The organism is Thalassospira sp. (assembly GCF_030690045.1).
In the GTDB taxonomy this organism is placed as follows: domain Bacteria; phylum Pseudomonadota; class Alphaproteobacteria; order Rhodospirillales; family Thalassospiraceae; genus Thalassospira.
In genome coordinates, this window is sequence record NZ_JAUYHK010000016.1 from 232,232 (window position 1) to 253,584 (window position 21,353).

The 21,353-nt window shown below is 55.8% G+C and carries 21 protein-coding genes; 4 read left to right on the forward strand and 17 right to left on the reverse strand.

Going from position 1 to position 21,353, the window contains the following annotated elements; translation table 11 throughout:
• Positions 1-2: 2 nt before the first annotated feature.
• The 4 genes from sdhD to Q8O73_RS12665 all read right to left on the reverse strand — a co-directional run bounded on the left by sdhD (position 3) and on the right by Q8O73_RS12665 (position 2,985).
• Entirely contained in the window at positions 3-386 is a 384-nt protein-coding gene (gene sdhD, locus Q8O73_RS12650; RefSeq protein WP_305558525.1) for a succinate dehydrogenase, hydrophobic membrane anchor protein, read from the reverse strand.
• Positions 387-412: 26 nt separating this feature from the next.
• Positions 413-793, reverse strand: coding sequence for a succinate dehydrogenase, cytochrome b556 subunit (sdhC, locus tag Q8O73_RS12655; protein WP_305558526.1), 381 nt, complete (start codon positions 791-793; stop codon positions 413-415).
• Between the two features lie 229 nt (positions 794-1,022).
• Entirely contained in the window at positions 1,023-2,078 is a 1,056-nt protein-coding gene (locus tag Q8O73_RS12660) for a MaoC family dehydratase (protein ID WP_305558527.1), read from the reverse strand.
• 25 nt (positions 2,079-2,103) lie between these two features.
• Positions 2,104-2,985 carry a CoA ester lyase gene (locus Q8O73_RS12665; RefSeq protein ID WP_305558528.1) on the reverse strand — a complete coding sequence of 294 codons (882 nt, stop codon included), beginning with the start codon at positions 2,983-2,985 and terminating at the stop codon, positions 2,104-2,106.
• A 278-nt stretch (positions 2,986-3,263) separates the two neighbouring features.
• On the opposite strand from Q8O73_RS12665, the gene Q8O73_RS12670 reads away from it, so the two are divergent.
• Genes Q8O73_RS12670 through Q8O73_RS12680 form a run of 3 tightly spaced genes read left to right on the forward strand, consistent with a single transcriptional unit; the run spans position 3,264 to position 7,184 of the window.
• Positions 3,264-4,790 (forward strand): OmpA family protein, encoded by a 1,527-nt coding sequence (locus Q8O73_RS12670; protein ID WP_305558529.1) that lies wholly within the window; start codon positions 3,264-3,266, stop codon positions 4,788-4,790.
• A gap of 25 nt (positions 4,791-4,815) precedes the next feature.
• Positions 4,816-6,324 carry a hypothetical protein gene (locus tag Q8O73_RS12675; RefSeq protein WP_305558530.1) on the forward strand — a complete coding sequence of 503 codons (1,509 nt, stop codon included), beginning with the start codon at positions 4,816-4,818 and terminating at the stop codon, positions 6,322-6,324.
• A gap of 14 nt (positions 6,325-6,338) precedes the next feature.
• Complete coding sequence (locus Q8O73_RS12680; protein WP_305558531.1) at positions 6,339-7,184, forward strand: hypothetical protein; 846 nt, start codon at positions 6,339-6,341, stop codon at positions 7,182-7,184.
• A 4-nt stretch (positions 7,185-7,188) separates the two neighbouring features.
• Here Q8O73_RS12680 and Q8O73_RS12685 read toward each other — a convergent pair whose 3' ends face one another.
• From Q8O73_RS12685 to pspA, 6 genes are all read right to left on the reverse strand, one after another.
• Positions 7,189-8,301 carry a serine hydrolase gene (locus Q8O73_RS12685; RefSeq protein WP_305558532.1) on the reverse strand — a complete coding sequence of 371 codons (1,113 nt, stop codon included), beginning with the start codon at positions 8,299-8,301 and terminating at the stop codon, positions 7,189-7,191.
• Positions 8,302-8,340: 39 nt separating this feature from the next.
• Positions 8,341-8,943 (reverse strand): EndoU domain-containing protein, encoded by a 603-nt coding sequence (locus tag Q8O73_RS12690; protein ID WP_305558533.1) that lies wholly within the window; start codon positions 8,941-8,943, stop codon positions 8,341-8,343.
• Complete coding sequence (locus Q8O73_RS12695) at positions 8,940-10,316, reverse strand: ATP-binding protein (protein WP_305558534.1); 1,377 nt, start codon at positions 10,314-10,316, stop codon at positions 8,940-8,942. The genes Q8O73_RS12690 and Q8O73_RS12695 overlap by 4 nt, the downstream gene beginning before the upstream one ends.
• A gap of 200 nt (positions 10,317-10,516) precedes the next feature.
• Positions 10,517-11,065, reverse strand: coding sequence for a hypothetical protein (locus Q8O73_RS12700; protein WP_305558535.1), 549 nt, complete (start codon positions 11,063-11,065; stop codon positions 10,517-10,519).
• Positions 11,062-11,322 carry an envelope stress response membrane protein PspB gene (gene pspB, locus Q8O73_RS12705; RefSeq protein WP_305558536.1) on the reverse strand — a complete coding sequence of 87 codons (261 nt, stop codon included), beginning with the start codon at positions 11,320-11,322 and terminating at the stop codon, positions 11,062-11,064. Before pspB ends, Q8O73_RS12700 begins: the two co-directional genes overlap by 4 nt.
• Positions 11,323-11,370: 48 nt before the next feature.
• Entirely contained in the window at positions 11,371-12,036 is a 666-nt protein-coding gene (pspA, locus tag Q8O73_RS12710) for a phage shock protein PspA (RefSeq protein WP_305558537.1), read from the reverse strand.
• A 166-nt stretch (positions 12,037-12,202) separates the two neighbouring features.
• Between pspA and pspF the strand changes: the two genes are divergently transcribed.
• Complete coding sequence (pspF, locus tag Q8O73_RS12715; protein WP_305558538.1) at positions 12,203-13,231, forward strand: phage shock protein operon transcriptional activator; 1,029 nt, start codon at positions 12,203-12,205, stop codon at positions 13,229-13,231.
• Positions 13,232-13,521: 290 nt separating this feature from the next.
• On the opposite strand, the gene Q8O73_RS12720 is transcribed toward pspF, so the two are convergent.
• From Q8O73_RS12720 to Q8O73_RS12750, 7 genes are all read right to left on the reverse strand, one after another.
• Positions 13,522-14,655 (reverse strand): acyl-CoA dehydrogenase, encoded by a 1,134-nt coding sequence (locus Q8O73_RS12720; protein ID WP_371135094.1) that lies wholly within the window; start codon positions 14,653-14,655, stop codon positions 13,522-13,524.
• Between the two features lie 49 nt (positions 14,656-14,704).
• The gene (locus Q8O73_RS12725; RefSeq protein WP_305558540.1) at positions 14,705-15,322 is read right to left on the reverse strand and encodes a carbonic anhydrase; all 618 of its coding nucleotides are present in this window, start codon (positions 15,320-15,322) and stop codon (positions 14,705-14,707) included.
• Between the two features lie 92 nt (positions 15,323-15,414).
• A complete protein-coding gene (locus tag Q8O73_RS12730) occupies positions 15,415-16,602 on the reverse strand; it encodes an acetyl-CoA C-acyltransferase (protein WP_305558541.1) in 1,188 nt (395 codons plus the stop codon).
• A 24-nt stretch (positions 16,603-16,626) separates the two neighbouring features.
• Complete coding sequence (locus Q8O73_RS12735; RefSeq protein ID WP_305558542.1) at positions 16,627-17,799, reverse strand: isovaleryl-CoA dehydrogenase; 1,173 nt, start codon at positions 17,797-17,799, stop codon at positions 16,627-16,629.
• A gap of 33 nt (positions 17,800-17,832) precedes the next feature.
• Complete coding sequence (locus Q8O73_RS12740) at positions 17,833-18,303, reverse strand: PaaI family thioesterase (protein ID WP_305558543.1); 471 nt, start codon at positions 18,301-18,303, stop codon at positions 17,833-17,835.
• 123 nt (positions 18,304-18,426) lie between these two features.
• Positions 18,427-19,239 carry an ABC transporter substrate-binding protein gene (locus Q8O73_RS12745; protein ID WP_305558544.1) on the reverse strand — a complete coding sequence of 271 codons (813 nt, stop codon included), beginning with the start codon at positions 19,237-19,239 and terminating at the stop codon, positions 18,427-18,429.
• Positions 19,240-19,459: 220 nt separating this feature from the next.
• Positions 19,460-21,328 (reverse strand): DEAD/DEAH box helicase, encoded by a 1,869-nt coding sequence (locus Q8O73_RS12750; RefSeq protein WP_305558545.1) that lies wholly within the window; start codon positions 21,326-21,328, stop codon positions 19,460-19,462.
• Between the last annotated feature and the right edge of the window lie 25 nt (positions 21,329-21,353).

The following is a 21,353-nucleotide window of genomic DNA, read 5'->3' on the forward strand; positions in this document are numbered from 1 at the left end:
GGTCAGGCTCCGGCAAAAACGATACGCAGCACCGACACTATGGCGGCAACCGACAGAAAAGCCGCAGCAGCCCTGATCAGCATCAGCGATGTGATTTCAATTGTACGGTTATGAACGTAATCCTCGATCACAACCTGCAAGCCCAGCGTAAAGTGCCAGGCCACAGAGATGACCAGCAAGATCATCATCGTCGAATGGAAATACGAACCAAGCCATGCCCGGACACTGTCATAATCGGCGGTATGACCCGCCAGAATGGACAGGATAAACCAGATGCCAAGCGGCAGGTTGGCGATGGCGGTAACGCGCTGGCTCCACCAATGCGCCGAACCGCTTTTGGCAGAACCAAGACCGCGCACGCGGCCCAGATCGGATTGCATACTCATAACAACCTTGTCCCCTTTTGCCCGGCTTACGCCAGACCGATAACCCACGTGACCACGGTCAGCACGACTGCCGCGCCAAGAACGACGGGGGTGGATTTCGCCGCCCCTTCATTCGTCAGGCCGCGACCGGTATCCCAGACAAGATGCCGGACACCGTTGCAGGCATGGTAATAAAACGCCACCGTCCAACCGAACAGCAGCAACAGACCGAACCACGAGGTGAAAAATGCGTGATAGCCGTTAAAGGCATCACGACCGGCGCCGGCCCCAATCAGCCAGGACGCCAGGAATACGAAACCAATAGCAAGGCCGACGCCCATCGCGCGGAAAGAGATGGACATCTTTGCTGCCATCGGAAGTCTGTACACCTGTAAATGGGGAGACAGCGGCCGATTGGCTTTGCTCATGACGGATTTGCCTCTTCTCAAATATGCTGGCGGGAAAGCAGCGATTATTTAGCCATGCACAGGGCATGAGTCAATCACCACACCTTTGAAACCCAAAGAAATCTGCGAATTACCGCCAAAAGTCTCATTCGTCAGATGATAGGGGCGGCACAGTTTCCCCCATGGGCCGGGGGATATCACACCATATTTTCAGGATCACGACGCAATACAGTCTTTCTACGCAGGCTGGTCATCGCGGGATCAGCAGGGTGTAATCAAAATCCAGCAACACGGCGGAGTCATATTTGCCTTCGGCATCGCGCAACGGAAAATCGTTTCCCTGCCGGTCCCGCACCGCCACCAGCCGCAACCGCAAGGCCCCGACATCATGGCGACCGGCAATCTCGTATTTGTCCAGCACCTCGGACCAGGCAAATATTGTATCCCCGGCAAAGGCCGGATTGGCATGGGTGCCGCCATTGATTGCGGCAATCCGGAACCCGTTGGCAAGGCCGTTAAATGACAGGGCGCGCGCCAGCGAAATAATATGCCCGCCATAAATCAGGCGTTTGCCAAACCGTCCCTGCATTGCCGCGACCTGATCAAAATGCACCCGTGCGGTATTTTGATACAGCCGCGTTGCCATCTGATGTTCGGCTTCTTCGATTGTCATGCCATCGACATGATCGATTTTCTCGCCGACCTGATAATCGCCCCAGCGATGCGGTGCCCCGGCCAGATCGAAATCATATGACAACAGATCCAGCCCAACCGGCACATGCAGGGCATCGGCGGCAACACCATGCGCCAGTTCGGGCAACACCGTTTCGTCATGGGCAGGGCGGGTTTCATCGCGTTTGCGCACCATGACCCAGCGGCTGTAATCAATCACCATCTCGCCGCGCTGGTTACGCCCCGTCGAATTGACATACACCACCCCGGTCTTGCCGTTGGAATTTTCCTTTAATCCGGTGACAATCGATGTGGTGGACACCGTATCGCCAGGATAAACCGGCACCCCGAACACCCCGCCTGCATAACCCAGATTGGCCACCGCATTTAACGACACATCGGGCACGGTTTTGCCAAACACCATATGAAAGACCAGCAAATCATCGACCGGGGCGGCCCGATAACCCATGGCGCGGGCAAATTCATCGGACGATTGCGCGGCAAAGCGCGGACCATACAGCCCGTTATACAGCGCGACATCCCCGCTGGTAATCGTACGCGGCGTCGCATGGCGGATTTCCTGACCGATGCGGAAATCCTCGAAAAAATTGCCCTGACTGGTTTTGGATGTCATCGCGCTGTTCCTCCTGCCAGGTTGTTCATGCCGGGTCCGCCATCGCGGCAATCTGATCGGCCATCGCCACCAGACGTTTTGCCGACACCACATGCAGATTTTCCACCAGCTTGCCATCGACCACGACCACCCCCTGTCCGCTGGCGCTGGCGGCCTGATGGGCGGCAATGATTTTGCGCGCCCAGTCCACCTCGTCGGCATGGGGGGCAAAGGCGGCATTGGCGACATCGATGGTTTTGGGATGAATCAGGGTTTTGCCATCAAAGCCTAATTCGCGCCCCTGCTGGCAGGCGCGCGCAAACCCGGCATCATCGGCAAGATCCAGATGAACGCCATCCAGAATGGCAAGGCCATAGGCCCGTGCGGCCAGCAAACACAGGCCAAGGCTGGTGATCATTGGCAGGCGATCCGGCGTATGGGCGCAATTCAAATCCTTGGCCAGATCGGATGTGCCCATCACAAACCCGCCAAGACGCGGATGGGCAGATGCAATTTCTTTGGCATTGAGCATCGCCAGCGGTGTTTCCATCATACACCAGATGCGCATGGCATCATGGGCGCCTTCGGCCTCCAGGATGGCGGCGACCTGCCGCACGGTATCGGCACTTTCGACCTTGGGCAGCAAAATGGCATCGGCCGATGTTTTGGCGGCAGCAACAAGATCGGCATGGCCCCACGGCGTGTTCAGACCATTGACACGCACCTGAATTTCGCGCCCGCCATACCCCCCGGCATCAAGGGCGGCAACAATCTGATCACGCGCCATATCCTTGGCATCGGGTGCCACCGCGTCTTCCAGATCAAGGATCAGGCCATCCGCCAAAAGCCCCCGCCCCTTTTCCAGCGCCCGGGCATTGGAACCGGGCATATACAGAACCGAACGGCGGGGACGCACTGCTGCAACCATGACAGATTTCCTCGATTTGGTAATTTTCGTACAATTTTATGAATTCATTATTCCAAAAATTACCGAACCACTCCCCTCAGGGCAAGCCATATTTTGCAGTGCGGCATTGGTAAAAAGGCGGATCGGCGGCAAAACAGATCGGCGATTGGGAATTCCACATCCATTCCGACGGATATTTTTCCGCAAGCAGGTAAAACCCGCCTTGCGAACCATTAGAAATTGCAGCTAATAGTATAGTTGGGGATAATGTTTGGACTTCTGCCAAATCGGGGGTTTTTATGAACCATAAATCAGTGCGTGCGTTTGTCGCCTCGCTTTGCGTTACCAGCATTCTTGGCGGATGCGTAACCAATCAGGGCACGCCATCCTTTTTAAGCACAACCCCCGGCGCAGACGGATCCTGCAATTACAACGAAGCCGCTTATGTGATCGGTGGCGCCATCATTGGCATTGGCATCGGCTTGCTTGTTGGCGGTGATAACAAGGGACTTGCCGGTGTTGCAGGCGGGGCGGCAGGCGGCCTCGCAGGCAAAGGACTGCAATCCTATTTGCAAAGCCGTTGCGAAGAATTTGCCGCCGTTCAGAAAAAAATGCAGGAAACCCAACTGGGTGTGCAGCCGATTTCGGTTGCCAACAGCACCTGGAGCAATCCCGACGCGGCATCCAAAGATGAGATCGAGCAAGGATTTTCGGTTACGGTTGCCAATGACGCCATGTTTGCAACGGGTGCATCACAACCGACAGCCAGCGCCGCCAAAGATTTGACCGAACTTGCAAAATCATACGCAGGGACACAGCGCCGCGTGCTGATTCTTGGCCACACCGATGATACCGGTTCCACCGAAGGCAATCGCCGCCTGTCCGAAGAACGCGCCCGCACGGTTGCCAATATTTTTGAACAGGCCGGCGTCAGCAAAAAACATCTTTATTACAAAGGTGCTGGCGAAGACCGCCCGATTGCAAGCAACCTGACCGCCGAAGGCCGAGGCAAGAACCGTCGGGTTGAAGTGGTCGAACTGGAAACAGAAGACGGCATCATCGCCTATGACAGCCTTGTCGAGACCGATCCTTTTCTGCCTTCGCGGGTTGCTGCCTCAAAAGCCGTTCCGGCACCGGCAGCCCCACAAGCACCAACCCCGGCAAAACCATCCGTCACGGCCCCGCCTGCAAGCGTTCCGAACACAAAAACTGCTGTTCTCAAGGCCGGGAAATCCATTGATTTTGGCGGGCATAAAATCGATGGTGACGATCAGAACATCGCATCTCTTGTCGAAAAGAACGACGACAAAAGTCTGTTGTCATCAATCTGGCCGATTTCCGATGCACAGGCATCGGAAAACTCCTCCATGCTCGACAGTTCCTGCATTGATGACACCTACCGGCCAATTGGCAAGGTCATGTCGCTTGAAACCGATGCGCCGGTTCGCCGCACATCTGAATATCTTCCGGGACTGTATTCGACATCATGGCATGACACCGTCAATGGTCATCTTGTCGGCCTGACCAAAGTTGCCGTTCTGGAAGATAGCGGCCTTGTCGACAAGGCCCCGGATTTTGTCGTCTTTGAAAATTACCAGCCCGGAACCGAAACGCCGACCCTTAATACAACAGCACAGGCCCGGTCCTATGTTGGCAAAAACGGCGTGATCTATCGGGTATTTCTTGATGAATCCGCATGGCCTGCCCGTTGCCTTGATGTTGTTTTTTCCAAGGACAAGGCATTTCAGGCATCGCGTGGCCGCATCTATTACGACAAAGATAACAGCGTCTATGCCAACGATATCTCTTTCAAGCCAATGAAGTGAATTTTTAGGATCAGGATTCCAGACAATGAACGAAATTTTTGCTTTCATCATGGCTTATCGAACCATCATCAGTGCGGTTGTCCTGACCGCAGTTCTGGTTTTGTTGATTATCAACTGGTGGGACGAGGTCAAATTATTCTTTAAAAGCATGCTGTACAGCCTGCCGGTTATTGGAAAAACGGCCCGTCTGTCAAAAGACATTTCGATCCGCAAGAATGGGTGGTTTGCATCCGAAGGAACACTTTGCGACGATTTTTCAGGCGATATCCGGCGCATTGCCGCCGATCCGGACATGTATGACAAATCCAAAAGCTATCTTGGAAAAGTTCAGGAACTGGGCCGTAGTGAACTGGGCTTTTTCATGCGTCTTTTGTTGATCGCCATGGTTTTTGTCGAGGCCCTCGGCTTTGCCTACATCCTGTCGGGTTACACCTTGCCCGGTGCCAGCGAACAGTTACAGGTCCAGGGATCGTTTCTGATCGCGTTCCTTATTTCGGCTGTTCTGGTGTATCTGACGCACCAATCGGGTCATGAACTTCATAAACGCGGCCTGATTAAAAAGGTGCGTATCTGGTGGATGCATGACACCGATGAAAACCGCCCCAATCTTTTTGGCCGCACCAACAAGGTTACACTGGAAAACGACCATCTGGACGATGATGATCCGGCTTATTTGCAAATCCTGCACCGGGTTGACAGCAATGCCCACGTCACACCGGGAACGCCGATGTGGACAATCATTGCCGCCATCGCAATTATCGGTGTGGCAATTGGCGCAACCTATGTCCGCTACGAAACCTATCAACAGGAAAAAACCGCCGAGGTTGCAGGCCTGACGGCACCGGGAAATACCAACACCTTCTCGCTGGATCAGTTGATACCCGAAAGCAGTGGCCTGCCATCCATTTTGCAACAGCCGCAAGATGAAGCAGACAATCAGGCTGGCAATGAACAAAGCGGCGCACGGGATGCGGCCAATCTGACAACCTATGCCATTCTGGCCACCTTGTTCATTCTGATACAGATCATGGGTATTGGTATCGGTTACAAAACAGGATTTGCCGGGAAAGAAAGTTCGCAAGCCCGCAAAATTATCCGGAATTTTCCAAGCCGGGTTTCTTATGAATCGTGGTACGAGCGCAAGCGCGATGCCATTGCCCGGGTTGCCCAGAAACATCTTTCCAACCTTCAATCCCGTCTGACCATCCGGGCCGCCGAAAGCGGCGTTGACAAGTCCCACCGCGAGATTTTGCTGCAATCGGCAGACCGGACCTTTATGGATCATTACCAGCAGTCCGAGGAAAAAACCGAGCAGGTCCGCCAAGCTGGCAAGGACCGGAAAACAAATGCCGCTTCTGCGAAACCCGTTTCAACGCCACCCGTGACAGCGCCAGAAGAAACACCGGCAGAAAAAGAAGCCCGCATCCGGGCTGAATTAATGCAGGAAATGGCGGCAGCGGCCCCGAAACCCGAAAGCGATGAAGAAATGCGCGAGCGTATCCGCAAGGAACTGGCCGCAGAAATGAAGCCCTAAAACAGGATAGCAAGATGTTGCGAAAATTCGGAAAGGCGGCTGTCGTTACAGCAATCACGGCGCTGGTGGCCCATGTGCAACCGGCAAACGCCGCAACAGCCGTCATCGGAAGCTGTTATCAGGGTGCTGATCTTGGGGGAGTAACGCCCCCCCCTCTTTCGCGTGAACTTTTTGTCATTGTAGATCAGACACTTGTCTTTAACCAAAGCATCAAGGAAGAAGCGTTCCAAAAGATCCTTCAATTCCTGTCGCCGGGGGATGCGGTTCATGTCATTGGTTTTTCGGCCAATGTCTCTGATCGTTATACACATATCATCCTGAGCGGCCAGATCGATCAGCGCCTGACCGACGACAATCGCTACAGCATCCCGAAACGGTCCTTGCAACGTCTTGATGCCTGTCAGAAAAATCAGGATATTCAGGTCCGTCAGAATACGGGAAAGGCCTTGATATATGCGTTTTCACAAGCCAGCACCGATCTGCCCAAAACAGAAATACTGGCCAGCCTGCGCACCATTGCGAATGATGTGATTTCCAAATCGGACATTCCCGACAAATATGTTTTGCTTGTGTCGGACATGATGGAAAATTCCGAACTGGCATCATTTTATGGTGCGGGAAAACTGAACAAATTTGCGACAGACCCGGAACTTGACCGCCTTGACGCCGCCGGAGTATTTGGCGACATGCAAGGTGCCAAAGCCTATGTCATTGGGGGCGGGTATGTGTCGGATGGCAATTATCGCCCTTCAACCGAACTGAAATCGCTTCAGGATTTCTGGACAGCGTATTTTGAACGCTCCAACGGTACGATGAAATTATTCGGCACACCTTCCCTTTTGGGAAAGATCGGCGACTGAATATTTATTGCTGCGGCGCGCCAAACAAGCCGGGCAAAAGTTGTTGGGTGGCGCGTGGCACATCGTTTAGTGCCCGGCCATTGGACAGGAAAACAATCGCGGTTTTCTGATCGGGGAACCATGAAAATTCGGCAGAATAACCGAAATAGACCCCGTCATACCCCCAGACCGACCCCCAGTCGCTTTCACCCGTCATCAGGCCATAGCCATAGGACCCGTCCCCGGCCAGAAGGGTGTCTTCGGTCATGCGTTTCAGGGCGTTGGGGCCCAATAACTTGCCATCGGCAAACAGGCCGCGGGCAAAGCGCAGCATATCTGCCGCCGTTGATACCACCCCGCCATCGGCCAGACGGTCGCCAACGTCAAATTCACTGACATCTTCGAGTTGGCCGTCGCCATTGCCGTCATCATAGCCCCGCGCCAGCCGGGCCGGGCGCGGAAAAATACCAAAAGACGTGTCGCGCATTGCCAGCGGTTCAAAAATCCGTTTGGCAAAAATCTGTTCGATATCGTCCTGTTCGACATGTTCAAGGATCACACCCAACAGGATATAATTGCTGTTGGAATTGGCATAGCGGGTCCCGGCGCGGAAATGCGGGTCGCGATCCATGATCAATGGCAATAATTCGGCATTGCGCCAGCCATGCTGCGGGTCGCTACCCACCAGTTCAAAGAAGAAATCACCATCCAGATAATCGGGAATGCCCGACGCATTGCGCAACAAATCGCGGATCGTCGCCGAATGACCATTGGCAATGCGCGGCCCCACATCGGGCGGCAACCATTTCGCCACCGGGTCCGACAGATCAAGCCAGCCTTCGGCGGCCAGTTGCAGGATCACCACCGACGTCATCATTTTGGTCAGCGACCCGATATAAAACAAATGATCATCGCGCATCGGCTGTTTGGGGGCGGCTTTGGCAAGGCCGCCAGACGCCAGACGCATGCCACCATCAGGATAGGAAATACCAATGACAGCACCCGGCAATCCGGCCTGCCGGATATAGGACGACACATAGGATTGCAGCAAATCGGCATTGCCCTGGGCACGCAGCAACACCGGCGCCACAAGCATCCCCGCCATCATCACAAGCACCAGACACCCGATGCGGACCAATTTACATCCCCCTGGCTTCATCGCGCCCTCATGGCACCTTCATCGCGGTGGAAAGGCGGTGTTGATCCGCCCGTCTTGCAGATAACCAATCGCAATATCAATCACCGATCCATCCGCGCCCATGCAAAACCCCGATTTTTGCGCCTCATCATCCGTCAAGACCTTTGGCGCCCCGGGGCCGCAGGATGCCCAGCGCGGCGCATTGGCCGGGCAGACCGATGGATGGCGGGCGGCATGACGGATCGAGGCAATCACGGCACTTGCATCGCAATGATCGGGGAAAAAGCTGGAATATTTTTGGGCCGATCTGCCATCCTGCGCAAGTGTTATCCGTGCGGCGTAAACACCCTGAGCATCCGGGGTCAGAACCATTTCCATATGCAGCAAAATCGCCGGGGCATCGCCATTCGGGCGGGCATGCAGGCCCTTGGCCTTGCGCCCCGATGCAATTTCACCACAAAAAATATGACTGAGATTGACCGGGATATCTTCCTGCGTCCATTGCACAACATCATGCGGACAGGATGCCGGAAGGGCCGCAATCAGGGCGGTATTCGCCGCATCCTGCCCGTCAAGGGCCTGTGCGGGGGATGTCAGCACCACCGCCCACAGCATCAGCAAAAGGGCGGATCGCATGTTCATAATTGTGAAAATTCCAGACCAATGCGCAGGGCCAGCACACTGGCCGGTTCAAACCGCATGGCTTCGCCACCCAGCTTGCCGCCATGCCATTGCGCCTTGGTCAGGACAAACGCCCCCAGCGGCAAGGCATGAGCGGTTTTGAAATTGACCAGCGCCCGGACTTCTCTGGGTTTGCGGATCCCCTCGTCGCGCCACAGGCAATGATAGGCAAATAACGGTGTGCCGTTGCGCCGGTCCAGAAACACAAACGGGACTTCGTAATGGCCCCATCGGGCGTAAAACAGGCTTTCCATCCCGGCATTGGAGGCCAGAAACTGGGTCTGGATCGCGGTTTCGACCAGGCGCGTCATCGTCGCGCTGTCTTCGGCCCGCCCGCCAGTCAGGCCGCTGCGCAGACCGGGATGGATCAGATGCACCTTGAAGGCCACCGCCCGCTGAAACAGTCTGGCATCCTGATCGACCCGTTCCAACCGTCGCACCAGCCATGCCGATTCCAGATAATCGAGATAACGGCGCAGGGTGTTTTTGGCGATGTCGAGTTCCCGCGCCAATGTTTCAATCGAAAATTCCGACCCGGTATTATAGGCCAGCAACACAAACAGCCGGTGCAAATCCGACGGGCTGGAAATGCCATGCAGGCCGGGTAAATCCGAATGCAGGGACCGGTGAATCGCCCCGGCCTCGCCATCACGGTCATGAAAACCGCCTTCGTAAATATAATCTTCAAACAAATGATTCAGTTCGGTCAGTCCGTCGGGAATATCGGCGGTATAACGGCTGGCATTGGGGGCGGCGGGCAAAACATCGCGGGGATTGATGCCGCGTTGTTCCAGATATTCGGCGAAACTGAAAGGCGGCAGGAACAGAGTGGTCAAATGCGATTTTGCCGCCGCTGTCGGGGCCAGCGCACTGACCGCAACCACACGCAACATCGGATCAACCGTCAAAAGACGCGACAGGCTGCTTTCCCAGTCACGCTGATATGATACCTCGTCGATAAACAGCCACAAGGGATGATCGGCCGAAATACCGCGTGTCGCCCGCAACATTTTGGGCAGACGCACCAGGTCCAGTTCCATAAACAGCGGATGTTCCAGCGACACGTAACACACATGGCGGCGCGGCGTATCGCCATCCAGCAATTGCGAAATCGCCTGACGCAACATCACGGTTTTGCCAACCCCGCGCGGGCCGGTCAGAATCACGGCCTTGCTGCCGTCATTCTTTTCAACCGCCGTCCAGAACCGTTTGAAAAAGGCGCGTGGCGACAGGTGATGCACCTTGTCGTCGGTAATGCCATCCCACCACGGATTGTCCAGCACCAGACGCCGCAAGAAATCCGGTTCGCCCGGATGATCGACCAAGGTCGCCATATCGCCCCACCCCGTACCGGCCAGATGATTTTATCCGGCATAAACCCGAATTAGGTTTCGTAATAAACCTTATTCGGTATGTTTTTAACAAATGCTTGAGATGCAGGGATTTTTCAAGGGCCGGAACCGGTAAAAACAAAAAACCGCCCGGATGCGCTGCATCAGGGGCGGTTTTCATTCAGACCGGGTACGACAGGGGATCAGGCCTTGCTGTCGTCTTCGCGATCACGGTCTTCGTTGCGCATCTTGTTGAATTCCGATGACAGTTTGTAATCGCCCGAGGCAACATAACCTTCCATCGAACCGGTGCGGGCCTCAAGATCATCGAATTTGCGCCGCAATTCTTCCATCCACGGGTCTTCAAAATCCACCCCGACCACCGGACGGTCATCTTCGGCATCCGATGACGCCGATGCGGCAGAGGCCGCCGTTGCCGGGCGGGTTGCCGTGCCGCGCCCCTTGCGGCGCAATCCGTCAAACCATTCGGGATGATGGACAAAGGCCCATGCCAGCGCAAACAGCGCCACCCCGACCGGGAAACTGAAAATCAGGGTAATGATCCAGGCAACCAGCACACCCTTGCGCGGAATCCCGAATTTTTCTGAAATGCCGTGCAATGTGCGTCCGAAAACACCCTTGCATTTCTGGCCTTCGTCGCCGGAATTGCGGGAAAACCGGCAATTATGGCGTTTGTTCTTATCATGACCGCGATGATAGCCGCATCCGGCTGTCGCTTGCTGGGCAGTCATATCCTGTTCCTCCATTCGGCAACCTCGGCATCCAACAGGCGTTCAAGCGTTTCGACACGATTTTCAAGGCCTTCGGCCCGGCGTTTCAGGCTGCTGACTGCCTCCCTGAAACGCGCATCATCATCGGCGGACATTTGCGGACGTTCGGCCTTCATGCGTTTCCAGACAGTGATGTAATAAAACACCACCCAAATCGGCCCGACCACGACCACAAAGACGATTAACGGTACCACAAATGCCCACATATTGGCTTTCAAACCTGATTTCTGGTTGAAACTGATCCCGCCCCGGTGGGCGGGATCCGGTTACTTGTCTTTTTTGACCCGTTCTTTCAACGCCTTGAGATCATCCTCGATCCCCAGTTCCACTTCAAGATCGCCAAACTGTTCTTCCAGCGTCTGGCCTCGGCCCAGATCATATGAGTCGGCACTGGCTTCCAGTTCGTCAATCCGGCGTTCCATCTGCTCATAGCGCAGCAGCGCCTCGTCGATCTGGCCGGAATGGATCTTTTCACGCATCTTAACCCGCTTTTCGGCGGTCTTCATGCGAATTTCCACCGTGCGCTGTTTGCCCTTGGCTTCGTTCAGCTTGTTTTGCAGCTTGGTGAGGTCCTCGTCAAATTTGCCAAGGGTTTCCTCGATCACTTCCAGTTCGCGCTCCAGAACCAGCGACTGATCGGCCAGACGGCGGCGCGCCATCAGCGCCCCCTTGGCCAGATCGTCACGGCCCTTGGCAATGGCAAACTCGGCCTTTTGTTCCCATTCATTCTGGCCGTCATACAGCTTTTTCAGCTTGCGTTCGACTTCCTTCTTATCCGCAATCGCCTTGACGGCGGATGACCGGACTTCGACCAGGGTATCTTCCATTTCCTGAATCATCAGGCGAACCATCTTTTCCGGGTCTTCGGCACGATCCAGAAGCGAATTGATATTGGCATTAACGATATCGGACAAACGCGAAAACACGCCCATTGTCTGATCTCCTGTTTTGGGGGACACATTATTCTGCCCCGATAATTGCAGGAAGCATGCCATTTTATTAATTCATTGATATTACATGGTTTTCAAAATTTTTCACCATTACACTTAACTTTTATCGCGACTTTATTATCGATTTTCGATAACGTTTTTCGCAATCATGGATCATTTACAACCCATCCTTGGGGAAGACCCCCGGTTTCTGGCGGTGATCGAGCATGTCTCGCGGCTGGCGCCGATCAATCGCCCCTGCCTGGTGATTGGCGAACGCGGGTCGGGCAAGGAACTGATTGCGGCGCGTTTGCATTATCTGTCCACGCGCTGGGGCGGGCCGCTGGTGACGATCAATTGCGCGGCATTATCCGAATCCCTGCTTGATACCGAATTGTTCGGCCACGAAGCCGGGGCCTTTACCGGGGCCGCCAAACGCCATATTGGCCGGTTCGAACGGGCGCATGGCGGCACAATCATTCTGGACGAAATCGCCACCGCCAGCGCGGTGGTGCAGGAAAAACTGCTGCGCGTGGTGGAATATGGTGAAATCGAACGGGTCGGCGGCAGCGAGGTGATTGATATCGATGTGCGGGTGATTGGCGTCACCAATGAAAATTTGCGCGATTTGGCCGCACAGGGGAAATTCCGCGCCGATTTGCTGGATCGTCTTGCCTTTGATGTGATTGCCGTGCCGCCTCTGCGCGAACGTACCGATGATATCTTGTTGCTGGCCGAACAGTTTGCGCTTGATATGACCAAACGCCTGTCGCGGCAGGTTTTCAGCGGATTCTCGCCGCGTGCCACCCGGCAGCTTTTGGGCCATGACTGGCCGGGAAATGTGCGCGAATTGCGCAACGCGGTTGAACGCAGCCTGTATTTGTCCGACGATGGCGACAAACCTGTTTCGCATATCGTGCTGGACCCGTTTGCCGAGATATGGAGCGAGACGGACACAAACACCACGACACCAGCAAACAATACCGCTCCCGGCTTAGCCAACGCGCCTTCACCGCCCACCCTGACAATAAGCGAAATCGATTTTAAAGCCGCAACCCGCGATTACGAAATTATCCTGCTGGAACACGCCATGCGCCAAAGCCACAACAACCAGACCGAAGCCGCCGAGATGCTGAAACTGAATTATCATCAGCTGCGGCGCTTGCTGGAAAAATACAACCTGTTGCCGCTAAAATAGACGCCAACATGTATCAACCCCGCACGCCTGGCTATTCAAAACACGACGCCGTTAAACGCTGGCATTTGCCAGACCGGGTATTTTTCGCCTGCGGAGCCTGTCACATTCTGGCTTATGCTTTTATCGAGCGATATGACGCGCAGAACACACAGAATTTCTCGACCACTTTGCACCACCGCCTCATCAATGATCGCGGTGTCACAACAAAAACAGCCTGATGCGCAACCCGCAAAACAATAACCTGCACATTGCCTTGCGTGCTGTTGACATGCGCGGCGGGCAGCAAAGCCTTAATCCGCCAACGACCGCGCAATCACCATGCGCTGGATATCGGATGTGCCTTCGTAGATCTGGCAAACCCGGACATCGCGATAAATCCGTTCGACCGGGAAATCCTTGAGATATCCATAACCGCCATGAATCTGAATAGCGGCGGAACAGACTTCTTCGGCCATTTCAGATGCAAACAGTTTTGCCATGCAGGCCTCGGTCAAACAGGGCTTGCCATCATCGCGCAAGGCAGCCGCGCGCAGCACCAGCAACCGGGCGGCATCAATTTTTGTTGCCATATCGGCAAGGCGAAACGCCACCGCCTGATGATCGATGATTTTCTTGCCAAAGGTTTCGCGTTCATTGGCATAGGCCTGTGCGGCCTCGAACGCGGCGCGCGCCATGCCGACGGCCTGGGCGGCAATGCCAATCCGCCCGCCTTCGAGGTTGGCAAGGGCGATTTTATAGCCCTGGCCTTCGACACCCAGCAGGTTTTCCACCGGCACCCGGCATTCGACAAAGGTGATCTGGCAGGTATCGGAGGCATTCTGGCCCAGTTTTTCCTCGACCCGCGACACCACATAACCCGGTGTATCGGTTGGCACGATAAAGGCGGAAATGCCGCGTTTTCCCGCCTCCGGGTCGGTGACGGCAAAGACAATGGCGATGTCGCCTTCGCTGCCCGATGTGATGAATTGCTTGGACCCGTTCAGAACCCAATGATCGCCATCGCGAATTGCCCGGGTACGCAGCGCACTGGCATCCGATCCGGCCTGCGGTTCGGTCAGGCAGAATGCGCCGATTTTTTCGCCGCGGGCCATCGGCACCAGATAATCCTGTTTTTGCGCCTCGGTCCCGAATTTCAGGACCGGCATGCAGCCGACCGAATTATGCACCGACATGATGGTCGATGTCGCGCCATCGCCCGCCGCGATTTCTTCGAGTGCGAGCGCATAGGACACATGATCCATGCCCGCCCCGCCATATTGTTCGGGCACCAGCATGCCGAGAAAGCCAAGTTCGCCCAGACCGGCAATTGCCTCGGCCGGGAAAGTATGGTGGCGGTCCCATTTTTCGGCATGGGGTCGTAGTTCATTTTCGGCAAATTCACGCGCCGTATCGCGCACCATAACCTGATGATCTTCCAGCCGCAGCATGCTTTCTTCTCCGCAATGGGACGGACCAGAAAGAAAACCGGTTCCGTCAGTCGTCCTTGTAAAACTTGTCTTCGTCGGCCCGGTAACGCCACAAGGCGCCTTCCTTCATGCCATACCACCAGCCATGCACATTCAGGGTTCCGGCATCCACCGCGTCGCGCACAAACGGGAAATCCAGAAGATTTTTCAAGGAATTGCGCACCGAATGGCGCGATACCTTGTCAATATCGGGGCCATGTTCCAGACAGCAGCGGGCGATGTTCATCCACGGCCCGATAAAATCATGATCCGGGACCACACCGCCTTCGGCACTGTCCACCAGCGCACTGATGCCGCCGCAGGATGAATGGCCCAACACCACGGCATCGCGCACCTTCAGGTCGCGCACCGCAAATTCAATCGCCGCCGAAGTCCCGTGATACTGATCATCGGGTTCGTAAGGTGGCACCAGATTGGCGACGTTGCGCACGATAAACATTTCGCCCGGTTCGGCATTCATCAGGATCGCCGGATCGACACGGGAATCCGAACAGGCGATCAAAAGGACTTCGGGGCGCTGTCCGGTTTCGACCAGATCGGCCACCCGTTCCGGGCGCTGTTCATAATAGATCGCCCGGAAACTGCGAAATCCTGCCATCATCCGGTCTATTGTGCGCATGGTCATTGGTCTGGTTCCCTCCTATGCCGCAAAATAAGCTGCGACAAAATAAGGGCAGAGCGCCAAAGATGGTAGCCCCTCTTTTGGATTATTAAAATCTATAGCAATTCAACCGCCAATGCCGTTGCCTCGCCCCCGCCAATGCAAAGCGATGCCACGCCCTTGCGCCCGCCCCGGCTTTGCAGCGCATGAATCAGGGTTACGATCAACCGCGCCCCGGTCGCACCAATCGGATGGCCCAACGCACAGGCCCCGCCATGCACATTGACCTTGCCATGATCCAGTTCCAGATCGCGGATGGCCGCCATCGCCACCACGGCAAAGGCTTCGTTGATTTCCCACAGATCGACATCATCAACAGTCCAGCCCGCCCGCGCCAGAACCTTGCGGCTGGCCTCAATCGGGGCGGTTGTAAACCAGCAGGGTTCCTGCGCATGGGTGGCATGGGCGACAATCCGGGCAAGCGGTTTCAGGCCGCGCCTTTGCGATTCAGATTGCGTCATCAGCACCAATGCTGCCGCCCCGTCCGAAATGGATGCCGAATGCGCCGCCGTTACCGTACCATCCTTGCGAAAGGCGGGACGCAATGTTGGAATTTTTTCCGGATTGGCTTTGGGCGGCTGTTCATCGGTACCGACGATGACATCACCCTTGCGGGTTGCAACCGTTACCGGGGTGATTTCCGCATCGAAATAGCCACCGGTTGCGGCATTTTGCGCCCGTGTCAGGGATGTTATGGCATAATCATCCTGTTCCTGACGGGTGAAACCGTATTTATCCGCCGTATCCTCGGCAAAGGTGCCCATTGAATGGCCCTTGTCATAGGCATCTTCCAGCCCGTCCAGCGCCATATGGTCATAAACCTGACTATGGCCGTAACGCTGTCCATTACGCATATTGGGCAGCAGGAACGGCGCATTGGTCATGCTTTCCATTCCGCCCGCGACCACAATGGTTGCACTACCCGCGATCAGCGCATCATGGCCCAGCATCGCCGCCTTCATCGCCGATCCGCACATTTTATTGAGTGTGGTTGCCCCGGCACTGCGCGGGATTCCGGCATGCCATGCCGCCTGTCGGGCGGGGGCCTGCCCCTGTCCGGCCGACAGGACATTGCCCATGATGATTTCATCAATATCGGCCGCCGCCACACCACCGCGTTCAAGGGCGGCCCGAATGGCAATTCCGCCCAGTTCGGATGCCGTCATCCCGGCAAGATCGCCCTGAAACCCGCCCATCGGGGTGCGTGCACAGGACACAATGACAATCGGATCATTCTGGTTCATGATTTTATGTTCCTGTCAGATATTTCAGGCGGTTTCGCCAAACAATTCGCGGCCAATCAACATGCGGCGGATTTCGCTGGTGCCTGCGCCAATTTCATACAGTTTGGCATCACGCAGCAAACGACCGGTCGGATATTCGTTGATATAGCCATTGCCGCCCAGTGCCTGAATGGCTTCCAGTGCCATCCATGTTGCCTTTTCAGCGGCATAGAGGATGACCCCCGCCGCATCCTTGCGCGATGTTTCACCGCGATCACAGGCCTTGGCAACCTCGTACACATAGGCGCGGCAGGCATTCATCGTCGTGTACATGTCCGCGATCTTGCCCTGCATCAGTTGAAATTCGCCAATCGCCTGACCGAACTGTTTGCGTTCATGGATATAGGGCACCACCACATCCATACAGGCCCGCATGATCCCGGTGGGGCCTGCGGCCAGAACGGCACGTTCGTAATCAAGGCCGCTCATCAATACCCGCACCCCGCCATTGGGATTGCCCAGAATATTTTCTTCGGGAACGTCGCAATCGATAAACACCAGTTCGCAGGTGTTGGAACCCCGCATACCCAGCTTGTCGAGCTTTTGCGCGGTGGAAAATCCGGCAAAACCCTTTTCGATGATAAAGGCCGAAATGCCTTTGGGCCCGGCGGACATATCGGTCTTGGCATAAACCACCAGCGTATCGGCATCCGGGCCGTTGGTGATCCACATTTTATTGCCGTTCAGGATGTAGCGGTCGCCTTTTTTTTCGGCGCGCAGTTTCATCGACACCACATCCGATCCGGCACCCGGTTCGCTCATTGCCAGGGCACCGATATGTTCGCCACTGATCAGTTTGGGCAGATAACGTGCCTTTTGTTCTGCCGTGCCATTGCGGCGAATCTGATTGACGCACAAATTGGAATGCGCCCCGTAAGACAACGCGACCGAGGCCGAAGCCCGGCTGATTTCTTCCATCGCCACGACATGTTCCAGATAGCCAAGGCCTGTGCCGCCATCTTCTTCGGGCACGGTAATGCCCAACAGGCCCAAATCACCGAATTTGCGCCATAAATCGTTCGGAAATTCGTTTTTTGCATCAATTTCAGCGGCGCGGGGGGCGATTTCGGCCTCGGCAAAGGTCGAAACGGCATCGCGGATTGCCTCGGCGGTTTCGCCAAGGTCAAATTTCAAACCGGGAAGATCAATAAAGGCCATTATGTGTTTCCTGCCCTGGGTGGGATTATGGTTTTAACCGGCGGTTTGTGCGCCTTGCAGTTCCGGTGGCAATGTCATGACTTTCAGGGTTTGCAACGCGGTGGCGCACAGATTGTCCTGACCGTTTTTTTCGCCAAAAACATCAATACGGGTCACAATGATCGATCGGCCCCGGCTGATCACATCCCCCACCGCCCTGAGGCGATGGCCCTGTCCGGGGGCGACAATGTTCAGTTTATATTCGATGGTCAACATGCCCTGATCGGCGGCGACCAGACTCCATCCGGCAAATCCCCCGGCGATATCGGCCAGCCCGGCAATCAACCCGCCATGAAAATAGCCGTTATGCTGGATCAGATCGGCCCGCGCAGGCAGGACCATTTCGACCTGACCGGGCCGGACATCGGTAATTTCCGCCCCGATTGCCAAATTATAGGGTTGCTGGCGAAACCGGAGGCGGACTTCGGTTGCGTAATCGGGATTTGACGGTTCAAACACAGTCATCGGGCCATCCTGTCACCTTGCCGGATCAAATATGGACTCCGTTGTAGTTGACGTTAACGTAAACGTCAAATTAAATCCGTACTGCTATGCGGATTTAAGCGCGACCTTGCAAAAAACGGCCCGTCAGTTGGTATCCGATCCCCATCGCGCAACATTGCGTGCAATCATTTCCGTCATCACATCTTCCTGTACCAGCTTGAAAACCGCCTGCGCCAGACGGCCCCGCAAGGCCCCATTATTGCAGGGCGACTGATGGGACAGGGTAATATAAAGGTCTTCGGTACTGACCGGCACCGCATGGGCGCGGATACCCTCGATGTTATAGCGCGCCACATAGGCGGCACCGGGATATTCCTCGTAAATCAGATAGTCGGCCCGCGACAGCGACAACATGCGCAGGGCCTGTTCCAGATTGGGGGTTTCACGAATGGTCAGGGATTGGCGGGCAAAGGTATCAAATGCCTGACCGAAACTGTTATTGATCACTGTCAGGCCTTCCAGCCCGATCAGATCATCCCACTTCTGATACGCCATCGTATAATTTTCGGGTGTCCAGATCACCGTTTCGGTTCCCTGAAACGGTGGATGGACATAATCCATATATTCCATGCGCGGCAATGTCAGAAACGCCCCGGCAATCAGGTCAATCTTGCCGGACCGGGCCTCTTCCTGTACGCGGCCCCACGGGCCGACATAGATCACATCAATATGGATGCCAATTTCACGCGACAGACGATCCATGAAATCGGCATTGGCACCGATCAGTTCATTTGGATTTTCGAGATTGCGCCACAGATAGGGCGGGTAATCCGGATTGCCTGACGCCACCAGTTTATGGCACCGGTCCGTATCGGCCTGCGCGATGCCGGGTGTCACCACCGCAATCGCGCCCAGCACTATCAGAAAACACAGATAACCACGCTCAAAAACCTGCATCTGTGCCTGCCCTTTCGCCCTGCCTGACCGCCCCGGATTTTTATATGGTGTCAAATATACGCCGGAAAATGTCGCGAATAACTTTTTTTATCACCCCTGAAAATCAACCATAAATTTCAAATAATTACAACCACATCACCCTGACGCAAAAGGGGCCCCGACATAAACCGGAGCCCCTTTTTAAAAATCTGTTACCGTCATCAATGACAGCATCGTACCCTTAGGCAGAACGACGTTTCAGGCCCTGCTGGCCGCTACGGCCACCTTCGCTGCGTCCTTCAGGACGGCCTTCCGCACGACGCGGACGGTCGGCGCTGAAATCACGGCTGCGGTCATCGCGGTCACGACTGGCAAAACCACCCGGCTTGCCACGGTCGGCACCGACACGCGGCTTGCCTGCGAAACGTTTTTCGCCGCCACGTTCTGCACCACGTTCACCGCCGCGCTCACCGGCACGCTCAAAACGTGCGCCGGGTTTTTCACCCTGTTCGCTGCGCGGACGGAACGAAGTCGGACGACCGGCACCCGCACCGGCTGCGGCGGCGGCAAAGCCTTCGCCACGACCACCGCTGCGCTCGAAACGGGCACCACGGTCGGCACGATCCGAACGTTCCGGACGATCATTGGTGTTGCGACCGGCAAAATCCGACCGTTCATTGCGACCACGCGGGCCGTCAAAACGCGGCTTGTCGCGATCCGGCGCACGATCTTCTTCAAAGGTGCGACGGGCGGCTGCCGGACGATCGGCACGGTCGAAACGGCGTTCGCCATCACGCGGGCCATCGAAACGACGCTTGCCTTCCGAACGTTCGCCATCACGACCGCCGCCAAAGCCACGACCGGCTCCACCACCGGCACCCGGACGACCAGACGGACGACCGCTGCCGAAATTGCTGTTACGGCCACGGCCTTCGGGACGGCCTGCACCGGCACCTTCGCGACGGGCGGCAGGCGGCGAATGGAATTCATGATCGGCATCGATTTCAACATCCTGACGGATGGTGCGTTCAATATTGCGCAGATGACGGACATCACGCGGTTCGCAGAACGAAATCGCAATACCGTCTGCGCCACCACGACCGGTACGGCCAATACGGTGAACATAATTTTCCGGATCGGTCGGCAAATCATAGTTGATCACATGCGAAATGCCCGGAACGTCAATACCACGGGCGGCGACATCGGTCGCCACCAGAACCGGGAACCGGCCATCGCGGAAATTGCGCAGGATTTTCTGACGAATACGCTGCTGCTTGTCACCATGAATGGCATCGGCCTGAACGCCTTCATCCCGCAACTGGAAAGACAGTTCGTCGGCATCCGCCTTGGTTTTGGTGAAAACCAGAACGCGATCCGCGCCTTCACGTTTCAGAAGCTGCACCAGAAGCGGCGTCTTGTTATGACGGGTCACGAACATGCCACGCTGGGTTACACGTTCGGTCACGCTGGACTGCGGTGCAGTCTGAACCATGACCGGGTTATTCAACAGGCGGTCGGTCAGATGTTTGACTTCGGCCGGCATGGTGGCCGAGAACATCACCGTCTGATGATCTTTCGGCAGCAAAGCGGCAACAGACAGGACATCTTCCGAAAAACCAAGGTCGAGCATCCGGTCGGCTTCATCAAGCACGAAGACTTCGACATCGTCAAAGCGCACGGTATTGCGCGACATATGATCGAGCAAACGACCCGGGGTCGCGACCAGAATGTCTACGCCACGGCGCAGTTCCTGAATCTGCGGGCCCATCGGCGCGCCACCATAAACGACAGACGAAAACAGACGGATGCCTTTTTTGAAATCGCGCAGGCACTGGCCGATCTGGTTGGCAAGTTCGCGGGTCGGTGCCAGAATCAGCGCACGCGGCTGACCCGGGACAGAGCGTTTCGGATTTTCAGCCAGACGCTGAAGCATCGGCAAACAGAAGGCTGCGGTCTTGCCGCCACCGGTCTGCGAAATCCCCATCAGGTCGCGGCCTTCCAGCAATGCCGGAATGGTGGCGGACTGGATTTCGGTCGGTGCGGTGAAGCCGGAAGCTTCAACAGCGCGCAGCAGGGGCTCGATAAGTTTGAGCCCTTCAAAACTTGTCATAATCAGGATGATCCTTCAAATCACC